Genomic DNA, 9,340 nt, shown 5'->3' with positions numbered 1-9,340 from the left:
GGGTCGGCGGAGATGCGGGGTTCGGGGAGGGTGGGGCTGTCGTCGGCGACGGAGACACGGAGGGTGCGGGTGGGCAGGAGGACGACCACGACGGTCGGCGCCTGGCAGCCGGCGTGGCGCCAGGCGTTGACGTACAGCTCGTGGAGGGCGAGTTCGGCGTCCGCGACGAGGTCGTCCGGCCAGGAGGAGAGGGTGAGCGCGGTGCGCAGCTCCTCACGGGCGGCGGACCAGTCGGGCGGGCTGAAGGCACGCATGAGAAACCTCCGAGGGAGAGGCAGGGGTGGGGAGGGGAGTGTCGGTGGAACGTCACCGTGAGCCAGGCCGGGCCGAAGCCGGTTGCTCTGCGGCGCAAGAGGGCAGCAGGCGCCTACTGCCCTGTGAACAGGCATTACTGACGATCCATCGGATCGCATCGGAGGCCGACGCTACAGCAAGAGTTCCCCATGAGATACCGACTAGCTCAAACATCACCCTCAAGCGGGAAGCCGGGAAGGGAGTGGTGGACCGATCCGACTGCCGGGCGGCAGACTTGGCGCCATTCACGTAAGGAACGAACGCATGCCGCCACGCCGCCACCCATCCTTCAGGCAACGCAGGCTCGGTGCCGAGCTGCGAAAGATTCGCGAGGCCACGACACTCAGCGGTCCGCAGCTTGCCCGGATCCTCGACATCGACGTGAGTCAGATCAGCCAGATGGAGTCCGGCAGGATCGGCGTCAGCCGCCAGCGCCTGCGCGCCATCACCAACGCCTGCAAGTGCCTCAACGAACCTCTGATCGACGCACTGGGCAACATGACGCAGGATCGGACGAAGGGATGGTGGGAGGAGTATCGCGGCCTGATCCCCAGCACCTTCCTCGAATCTGCGGAGCATGAGGATTTCGCCGCAGGAACGATCAAGATTTGGACGTCCGCATTCCTTCCGGGGCTCCTGCAAACCGGAGACTATTCGAAGGGGATGTTCAGTCGGGTCATTCCCCAGCTCACCGTTCATGAGACTGATCTGCGGATCGCCTTCCGAACGCAGCGCAGAAACCTCTTCCTCCGAGACCCTCGGAAGAAGCTGGAGATCTACCTTCACGAATCATGCCTGATCACACGCTATGGCGGCACCGATGTACTGCGGCAGCAGCTTGACTGTCTGGTCGATGACTCACACAGGGAGACCATAAGCATCCGCGTGATCCCCTTCAGTGTGGATACCCAGCCAGGCCCGATCGAGAGCATCATCTACAGCTTCGGCGAGGTGCCGGAGCTGGATACCACTGAGATGGAGTCCTCACGGGGACCCTTCTTCTTCGACGCCCCGGGTGAACTCGCGGCCTACCGTGCAACGTTCGGGCGCATCGAGAAGCAGGCGCTCACAGAGGACGAATCGCGCGACCTGATCAGCCGTACAGCCCGAACTTTGTAGGGATCGAGATGCATCAGAGCAACTGGCAGAAGTCTTCCTTCAGCAGCTCAAGTGAAAACTGTGTGGAGGTCCGAACCGTGGGCGGGCTGGTCGAACTCCGGGAGTCCGATGACGGCGAACTCATACTCCACACCACCGGCGCCACCTTCGCCGAACTCCTCCACGCCATCAAAGCCGGCGAACTCGACCACCACTCCTAACCACCAGCGGCCCTCGCTCGTTTCGAGCGAGGGCCGCTGACAGTCATCCGCAAGGTTCGAGCCCGCCGTCAGTCCCCGGTGGGGCCGAGTACGCGCTCAAGAAACTCCGGCACGGCGCGCTTCACTCCCCCGAACGCCTCATGACCGGCCCGATACCGCTGCCAGCCCACCGGGTGTCCCCACTCAGCCAGCACATCCCTTACCTTCGCCCCGCTCTTCTCCGGGATGATCCAGTCGAACGCACCATGACCGACCCAGACCGGCAGGTCCACCGAAACGGCCGACCGGCGCGACGCCAGCAGCGGCACCGCCTCGTCCGGGAGGAACGGCGCGTACAGCGCCAGCCCCGCCAGCCGTTGCGGATACCGCAGCGCCAGCACCAGCGCCATCAGCGCCCCCTGTGAGAACCCCGCGACGACCACCCGCCCGGCCCCCACCCTCGCGGTCTCCTCGTCGAGCACGGCCCGCAGCCGCCGTTCGATGGCGAGCACGCCCGGCAGCGACGCCGGGCCGGGGTTCTCCAGGGCGAACACATCCTGTTCGAACCAGGCCCGCACCGGGTCGCCGGACACCCGGCCGATCGGCCGCAGCGGCGCCTGCGGGAACACCCCGCGGATGCCCGCCCGGGCCAGGTCCAACCGCTCGGCCACCTCCACCAGGCTCTCCGGGCCCTGGCCGAGGCCTGTCTCTGATACACAGCAGCCGCGCGGCACCCACCGCGTTCCCGCCGCTCACCGGACCGGGGCCCGACGGGGCTGCGCCGCGCGCTTGAACACCATGGACGCGTACTGCCCGCCGAAGCCGAAGGAGTTCTTCAGCACCGTGGCCACCGGCCGCTCCACCGGCGTCAGCGAGGTCTTCACCGCGCAGGCCGGGTCCGGTTCGGTGCAGGTCACCACCGGCGGAACGACGCCCCGCCCGAGGGTGAGCGCCGCCGCCACCGTCTCCACCACCCCGGACGCCGCCGAACCGTGCCCGGTGAGTGACTTCACCGCGCAGACGTCGAGCTCCGCCGTGCGCTCGCCGAACACCCGGTGCAGCGCCCGGGCCTCGGTGATGTCGTTGAGCTTGGTGGAGGTGCCGTGCGCGTTGACGGTGTCGATGTCGTCCGGCGTCAGCCCGGAGCCGGCGATCGCGGTGCGCATCACCCGCTCGACCATGCCGACCTGCGGCGCGGTGATGTGGGTGGTGTCCACCGCCAGACCCCAGCCGCCGACCACGGCGTGCGCCCCGGCCAGGCCGCGCCGGGCGGCGTGGCCCGCGGTCTCCAGGACCAGCGCCCCGGCCGATTCGTTGATCACCATGCCGGAGCGGCGCTTGTCGAACGGCATCGACGAGAGGGCCGGATCGCCCTTCCAGCGGGACAGCGCCATCAGCTGCCCGTACTGGGAGAGCACGTACTGGGTGTTGCGGGAGACCGAGACCGCGACCACGGCGACCTCCACCCGGCCGAGCCGCAGCAGCCGGACCGCCTCGGCGATCGAGCGCAGGCCGCCGGAGCAGGTGGCCTCCACCCGGGAGGCGATCAGCGGCACGCCCAGCCGTCCGGCGAGTTCGACCGGGAAGGCCGAGTGGTCCGAGGCCTCCGCCGACAGCCGGCGGCCGCGCAGGTTCTCCAGCACCTCCGCCGGACCGTTGCCGATCCGCCGGTACCGCCGCCCGAGCTCCTGGAAGTGGACCGCGTAGTCCTGCGGGAAGGAGCCGCTCGGCCCCGGCCAGACCCGGGACCAGACCAGTCCGGCGGCCTCGCCGCCGAGCGGGCCGGTGATGCCCGCATCGGTGAGCGCCTGGTCCACGACGCTGTGCAGCAGGGTGTCGCCCCAGGTGCGGTCCGGGGCGCCCCAGCGTTCGGCCACCTCCTTCTTGATGTCCTCCGGGATCAGGCCGGCCGCCCAGCCGCAGGGCAGTCCGCCGAGGTCCATCCGCTCCTCGGCGACCACGCCCGACCGGCCGGCCAGGTTGGCCTCCCAGAAGTCCTCCACGGTCGCGCCGATCGGGGTGACCACACCCATCCCGGTGATCACGATGTCCTCGTCCGTCACAGCTCCTCCTCCCGCCGTGCCTGGTGGTCGCCCTGGCCCCCGGTGACGCCGCCGAGCACCAGGGCCCCGGCCGAGGCGCTGCTCCGGCCGTGGTCGATCCCGGTGATCAGGGCGGTACCCGGGCCCGGCACCGGACGGGCCTCCCCGGTCACGGTGTCCGGGCCGCCCAGCCGCGGGTCGGGACGGCGCAGCAGACCGACCGGCGGCAGCTGGCCGCGCCGCAGTGACTCGACCGCGAGGGCGGTGTCGATCAGTGCCGAGCACTCCAGGGCGAGGCCCAGGGTGCCCTTGCTGCTGGTCACCGGCACGGCGCCGACCTGGGGCAGGACGGCCGAGCACTCCTCCCGGTCGGCGGCCGGCGAGCCCGAGCCGTGCGCCCACCAGTGGTCCGGCCGCTCGCCGGCCCGGCGGAGCGCCGCCCGCACCGCCAGGCCGGTCGCGCTCGCCCGGTCGGCGGCGACCACCGTCTCGCAGGCGAGCAGCCGGGCCAGCGCCCGGGGCGCCGGGGCGTCCGCCGGGGCGGCCCGCTCCAGCAGGACGGCGGCGGCGCCCTGGCCGAGCAGCGGTCCGGCCCGTCCCTCGTCGAACGGGCCGCGCCCGGGGGCGGCCTCGGTGCCGATCGGCTCGTCCCGGTCGAAGGAGTGCAGCGCGGTGACCGAGGACGGCGGGGCGACCCCGACCACCAGCACCCGGTCGAGTTCGCCGCTCTCCAGCAGCCGCAGCGCGAGCGCCAGCGCGCCCAGGCCGCCGGCCGCCACCTCGCCGTAGGCGGCGACGTTGGAGCCCCGGAAGCCCGTCGCCATGCAGACGAACTGGCCGAGCTGGGAGGGGATGCCGCGGATGTAGGAGTAGTCCGGCACCTCCTCGTACAGCAGGGTGGCGAGCGGGCGCGGGTCGTCCAGGGCCATCCCGGCGAGCCTGGGCATCACGTCGCCCAGTTCGTCGCCGGTGCTGCCGACGGCCATCACGGTGCCGCCGCGCTCCGGGTCCCCCCAGCCGGGGCTGTCGGGGGCGTCCGGGTCGCGGCCGGCCTGCCGCAGTGCGAGCCGGGCCGCCCCGACCGCCCAGTGGGCGGCCAGGTTGGCGTACTTGCGGTTGTCCACCCAGGGCTTTCCGGACGGCCACTCCACGGCGCCGCGGTCGACCGCGGCCACCGGCCAGGGCAGCGGTCCGGCCGGGCCGAAGAGCGAACGGCCGGCGGCCATCGCGGACCAGAGCTGCTCGGTGCCCAGGCCGGCCGGGGAGATCACCCCGGTGCCGGTCACGATCACGTCGGACATGGCGCGGTCCCCCTTCCCCGCGTCACTCGCCGACCCGGAGCGGGCTGTTCAGGTTGCCCCAGAGCGCGTAGCCGCCGTCCACCGTGATGGTCTGCCCGACGATCCAGGCGGCCTCGTCCAGGCAGAGCATGGCGACCACGTCGGCGCTGTTCTCGGGGGTGGTCATGTGTCCGTCCGGCCACGGGGAGACCGCCTGCTCGTGCCGCACCCCGTGGTTGAAGTCGGGCCGGACGCTGAAGACGCCGGTCTGCACCAGACCGGGGCGGACGCAGTTGGCGACGATGCCGTGCGGGGCCAGCTCGTAGGAGAGGAAGCGGGTGAGGTTCTCCAGCGCGGCCTTGGCGGCGCCGAGCAGGCCGGCGCGCGGCACGATCCGGGAGGTGGTCGAGTTGGTGATGGTGATGAACCGGGCGCCGGGGCGGCCCTTCATCAGCGGCACCCCGTGCTTGGCCAGCAGCCAGGTGGCCCGGGCGTTGGTGTCCTGGACGAACTGCCACTGGCTGAGGGTGGCGTTCTCCAGCAGGGAGAACTTGGTGGCCGCCGCGTTCTGGACCAGGATGTGCAGGTCCCCGTGGGCCTCGCCGACCTCGGCCAGCAGCTCCTCGGCGGCCGTCGGCTCGGACAGGTCGGCCCGGTGCAGGGTCACCTTGGCCCCGGACTCGGTGAGTTCGGCCGCGAGCTCCTTGGCGGGGCCCTCCCGGTCGACGTAGTTGATCGCCACGGTGGCGCCCCAGGCGGCGAGCTTGCGGCTGATGCCGGCGCCGATGCCGCGCGAGCCGCCGGTGACCAGGGCCACCCGGCCCTCCAGCGGGCGGGGTACCAGCGGACCGGGCCTCGGGGCCGGCGGGGTGTGCGCGGTGTCGTCGGTCATCGTTCTGTCCTCTCGCTGGTCCGGGCGGGGGCGGTGACCGCCCGCGCCGGGTCGGTGTCGGGTCCCGGGGCGGCCGGGTCCGGGGCGGGCTCGAGCGCGACGGCCGCGGCGCGGCGCAGCACCACCACGCTCATCCGACCGATCGCGTAGGTGCGGTCGTTGTCGTCGTGCACCCGCCGGGTGGACTCGACCAGCCCGAGCCGGTCGTCGATCTCGACGGACCGGCCGGTGCGGGTGGTGAACCAGAACGGGGTGTCGGGGTAGAGCGGGCGGACGAAGTCCCAGGCCAGGGTCCGCAGGCCGACGACGGCGGCCGGCGAGCCGTGCTGGACCACCCAGCCGGAGGTGATCGAGTGGATGAAGCCGCCGGGCACGATCCGCCGGGTGCGGTCCAGGGCCCGGGCGAAGGCGTCGTCGTCGTGGACGGGGTGCTTCTCGCCCATCAGGTCGAGCAACCGGTCGAGCAGGTCGCCGCCGAAGACCAGCGGACCGAACCGGTGGTCGGGCGCGCCCACCAGGTCCTCCCAGTACTTCACGCCGGCACCCCCGCCCGGCGCGGCCGGGCCCCGGCGGCGGCCCGCATCACCAGCCGGCCGCCGTCCACCGTGAAGGTCTGGCCCTGGATGTAGTCGGCCTCCTCGCCGGCCAGGAAGGCGACCAGGCCGGAGATGTCCTCGGGCAGGCCCCAGCGGGTGCCGGCGCCGTCCGAGCCGAGCCGCTCGGCGACGGCGTCGGTCATCTCGGTGCGCACCTTGCCGGGGGCCACCGTGTTGATCCGGATGCCCTTGCGGCCGACCTCGACGGCCAGCGTCCGGGTGAGCGCCTCCAGCCCGCCCTTGGCGGCGGCGTAGGCGCTCTGGCCGGGGCCGGGGATCCGCACGGAGTTGGACGAGATGTTGACGATCCGGCCCCAGCCCTGGTCGAGCATCAGCGGGAGGACCTCGCGGCAGGCCAGGAAGGGGCCGGTGAGGTTGATCCGGAGCACCCGTTCCCAGTGCGCGGTCGGGGTGGCGGCGACCAGCCGGTCGTCGATCACGGCCGCGTTGTTGACCAGGACGTGCAGCGCGCCCTCCCGCTCGGCGATCCGCTCGACCAGGTCGACGATCTGCTTCTCGTCCGCGACGTCGGCGCGGTGGGCGACCGCCCGGCCGCCGGCCGCCGTGACGGCGGCGACGACGTTCCGGGCGGCCTCCTCGGCCTCGCGGTAGACCAGGTGCACGGTCAGCCCGTCGGCCGCCAGGCGGTGCACGACGGCCGCGCCGATCCCGCGCGAGCCGCCGGTCACCAGGGCGACCCGGCCGGTGCCGGGCGTGGCCCCGGCCCGGTCGGACACGCCGGCCCGCTCAGACACGCTGGGCCGCCGCGACCACGGCCAGGATCGAGCCGACCGTGCGGCGGTGCTCGGCCGCGGTCTCGTTCCAGTTGTCCAGGTCGAAGTCGACGCCGAGCCGGCGGTTGATTTTCCGGGCCAGCTGGAGAAGGTCCAGGGAATCCAGCCCGAGGTCCTCGACCACCGAGTCGGCCGGGGTGATCGACTGTCCTTCCAGTCCGGATTTGACGTCCTTGAGCAGCTCGACCAGGACGTTGAAATCGGCGTTTTCCGTGGGCGACATAATGTCTCCTTCGAGAGTTCCGAAATACCGCTGCGGACGCTGCCAATGCCAACAGACCGGTAAAGCCCACCGCAAGGGCCACTCATCCCGCCGGCGCCGGACAACCGCCTCGGAGGAACGCCGTCCGGACCTCCCTTCGTCCAGGCCAGGGCGGCGGAATCCGTCCCACCGCATTCCGGACGAATTGAATCAACCGCTCCTGACAAGCCCCCGCGGTGGCAACTTCTACAACACCGGGCGATGCAAAGAAGAAGCAAAGGGGATTGACCTTGGGAGAACTCGATGACTACCGTGGTCGCACCCTTACGTGTACCACCCGGAACGTCATTCGAGGCGATTCACGACATCGCATCGCAGTCGGCTGGCCGAACCGGTCGGACCAGGTTCCGGCCATTACCGGGAACGACGGCCGACCGGGCGGCACGCCGTGGGGAGGCGGCAATGGCGCGACGCAAGAAGGCGGTGCCCCCGGCGGCACCGCACTACGAACTGGCCCACTGGCTGCGCGCCCTGCGCGCGGAGTCCGGCCTCACCTACCGGCAGATGGCCGACCGGATCGCCCGCTCGGGGTGCTCGCCGGCCACGCTGTCACGGGCCGACAGCGGCTCCGCCCTGCCCCGGCTGGGGGTGGTCGAGGCGTACGCGGCGGCCTGCGGGGCTTCGGTCCGCGAGGCGCGGCAGCGCTGGGAACGGGCCGCCACCGGTACGGGCACGGCAGCCGCCCGCGCCGAACGGCGGCCGGGCGCGGCACCGGCGGGCGGGCGGGCCCGAAGACTCGAACTGGTCTACGAGCCGGCCCACTTGCTGGAGGCGATGCACCGGCTGCGGCTGGCGGCCGGGCAGCCCTCGCTGCGCGAACTCCAGGAGCGGGCCCGGACCGGCGGCTTCGGGGCGCTGCCGCGCAGCACCCTGGCGGACGTGCTGGCCGGGCTCCGGATGCCGTCGGAACCGCTGCTGGTCACCTACGTCCGCTGCTGCGGCATCCCCGGGGACCGGATCGCCGCCTGGCGCGCGGCCTGGTTCCGGGCGGTCGGCAGTTTCGGGCCGGCCGCGGTACCGGCCGCCGTCGCCCGGGTGCGCTCCCTCCCCCGGCACCGGACCCGCTACGGCGGTCAGGAGGCGGCCGCGGCGGCCGCCTCGGCGTAGAGGGCCGCGACGGTGTGGTCGAAGTAGGCGCTGTAGGAGATGTCGTCGGTGTCGCCGCCCTGCTGGTAGCCGCCGATGGCACCGACGACATGGCCGGTGGTGGTGGAGATCCAGGGTCCGCCGCTGGTGCCGCCGGGATAGTCCGGGCAGTCGACGACCCGCTGGTAGGCGCTCTGCCGACCGGTGGTGTTGGTGCACAGCAGGGGCAACTCGCCGCCGGCGGGGTAGCCGTAGAGCCGGACGGCGGTGCCGAAGGGCTCGTCGGTGCCGAGCGTGTTGCCGCCGACCACGTCCTCGACCCGGCGGCCGGCGGCGTCGGCGGCGGTCTCCAGGACGGCGAAGTCCTCGTCCTGGTCTCCGCCGTGGGACCAGCCGGTGGTGGTGTGCACGGCGGTGACCCGCCAGGTCCCGTACGGGGCGCGGCCGTCGCGGTAGCCCGGGGCGAAGATGACGCCGCTCGGGTCGTCGAGGCAGTGGGCGGCGGTGAGCAGCAGGTTCCCGGTGGTGCTGTGCAGCACGCTGGCGGTGCAGAAGTGGTTGCCCGGGCGGACGGTGCCGGTGAACAGGGCGCCGACGGTGGCCGCCTCGGGGGTGGCCGGGGCGGTGGCGGTGGTGCCGAGCGGCCCGTCGGCGGGGGTGGTGGGGGCCGCCGTCGTGGGAGTGGACGTGGGAGTGGACGCGGCCGACTGGGTGGCCGGATCCGGCTCCGACGGCACCGACGGCTCCGCGGACGCCGACGGCTCCGTCCCGGTGACCGGGACGGCGGCGGGGACGG

The 9,340-nt window shown here is 72.6% G+C and carries 12 protein-coding genes; 3 read left to right on the top strand and 9 right to left on the bottom strand.

The features are described 5' to 3' along the window. Nucleotides 1–254: ATP-binding protein (locus tag VR45_RS36205; protein ID WP_045944170.1), on the bottom strand; the 254-nt coding region annotated here is incomplete at its 3' end. Between the two features lie 304 nt (nucleotides 255–558). Between VR45_RS36205 and VR45_RS36200 the strand changes: the two genes are divergently transcribed. Then, a complete protein-coding gene (locus VR45_RS36200) occupies nucleotides 559–1,413 on the top strand; it encodes a helix-turn-helix transcriptional regulator (protein WP_045944169.1) in 855 nt (284 codons plus the stop codon). An 8-nt stretch (nucleotides 1,414–1,421) separates the two neighbouring features. Continuing rightward, entirely contained in the window at nucleotides 1,422–1,613 is a 192-nt protein-coding gene (locus VR45_RS50335) for a DUF397 domain-containing protein (protein WP_045944168.1), read from the top strand. Nucleotides 1,614–1,681: 68 nt separating this feature from the next. Here the strand turns inward: VR45_RS50335 and VR45_RS36190 are convergent, their stop codons facing one another. Genes VR45_RS36190 through VR45_RS47520 form a run of 7 tightly spaced genes read right to left on the bottom strand, consistent with a single transcriptional unit; the run spans nucleotide 1,682 to nucleotide 7,419 of the window. Then, nucleotides 1,682–2,326 carry an alpha/beta fold hydrolase gene (locus VR45_RS36190; protein WP_078897275.1) on the bottom strand — a complete coding sequence of 215 codons (645 nt, stop codon included), beginning with the start codon at nucleotides 2,324–2,326 and terminating at the stop codon, nucleotides 1,682–1,684. Nucleotides 2,327–2,344: 18 nt separating this feature from the next. After that, nucleotides 2,345–3,655: a beta-ketoacyl-[acyl-carrier-protein] synthase family protein gene (locus tag VR45_RS36185; protein WP_045944167.1), complete on the bottom strand. Its 1,311-nt coding sequence runs from the start codon at nucleotides 3,653–3,655 to the stop codon at nucleotides 2,345–2,347. Next, nucleotides 3,652–4,935, bottom strand: a complete 1,284-nt coding sequence (locus tag VR45_RS43020; protein WP_052709644.1) for a beta-ketoacyl synthase N-terminal-like domain-containing protein — start codon at nucleotides 4,933–4,935, stop codon at nucleotides 3,652–3,654. The genes VR45_RS36185 and VR45_RS43020 overlap by 4 nt, the downstream gene beginning before the upstream one ends. Before the next feature lie 22 nt (nucleotides 4,936–4,957). Then, nucleotides 4,958–5,806, bottom strand: coding sequence for an SDR family oxidoreductase (locus VR45_RS36175; RefSeq protein WP_052709643.1), 849 nt, complete (start codon nucleotides 5,804–5,806; stop codon nucleotides 4,958–4,960). Beyond that, nucleotides 5,803–6,342 carry a MaoC family dehydratase gene (locus tag VR45_RS36170; protein WP_045944166.1) on the bottom strand — a complete coding sequence of 180 codons (540 nt, stop codon included), beginning with the start codon at nucleotides 6,340–6,342 and terminating at the stop codon, nucleotides 5,803–5,805. The genes VR45_RS36175 and VR45_RS36170 overlap by 4 nt, the downstream gene beginning before the upstream one ends. Next, on the bottom strand, nucleotides 6,339–7,157 hold the full coding sequence (locus VR45_RS36165) for a 3-oxoacyl-ACP reductase family protein (RefSeq protein ID WP_199926071.1): 819 nt from the start codon (nucleotides 7,155–7,157) through the stop codon (nucleotides 6,339–6,341). The genes VR45_RS36170 and VR45_RS36165 overlap by 4 nt, the downstream gene beginning before the upstream one ends. Then, entirely contained in the window at nucleotides 7,150–7,419 is a 270-nt protein-coding gene (locus tag VR45_RS47520; RefSeq protein WP_045944164.1) for a phosphopantetheine-binding protein, read from the bottom strand. The genes VR45_RS36165 and VR45_RS47520 overlap by 8 nt, the downstream gene beginning before the upstream one ends. A gap of 441 nt (nucleotides 7,420–7,860) precedes the next feature. Between VR45_RS47520 and VR45_RS48145 the strand changes: the two genes are divergently transcribed. Beyond that, nucleotides 7,861–8,565, top strand: coding sequence for a helix-turn-helix transcriptional regulator (locus VR45_RS48145; protein ID WP_045944163.1), 705 nt, complete (start codon nucleotides 7,861–7,863; stop codon nucleotides 8,563–8,565). On the opposite strand, the gene VR45_RS36150 is transcribed toward VR45_RS48145, so the two are convergent. Then, a partial coding sequence (locus tag VR45_RS36150; RefSeq protein ID WP_286163624.1) for a serine protease occupies nucleotides 8,532–9,340 on the bottom strand: 809 nt, incomplete at its 5' end. The genes VR45_RS48145 and VR45_RS36150 overlap by 34 nt on opposite strands.

It is taken from the genome of Streptomyces sp. NRRL S-495, assembly GCF_000966955.1.
GTDB classification, from domain to species: domain Bacteria; phylum Actinomycetota; class Actinomycetes; order Streptomycetales; family Streptomycetaceae; genus Kitasatospora; species Kitasatospora purpeofusca.
The sequence above is the reverse complement of the archived record's forward strand: the minus strand, read 5'-3'. Positions and strand labels throughout refer to the sequence as shown.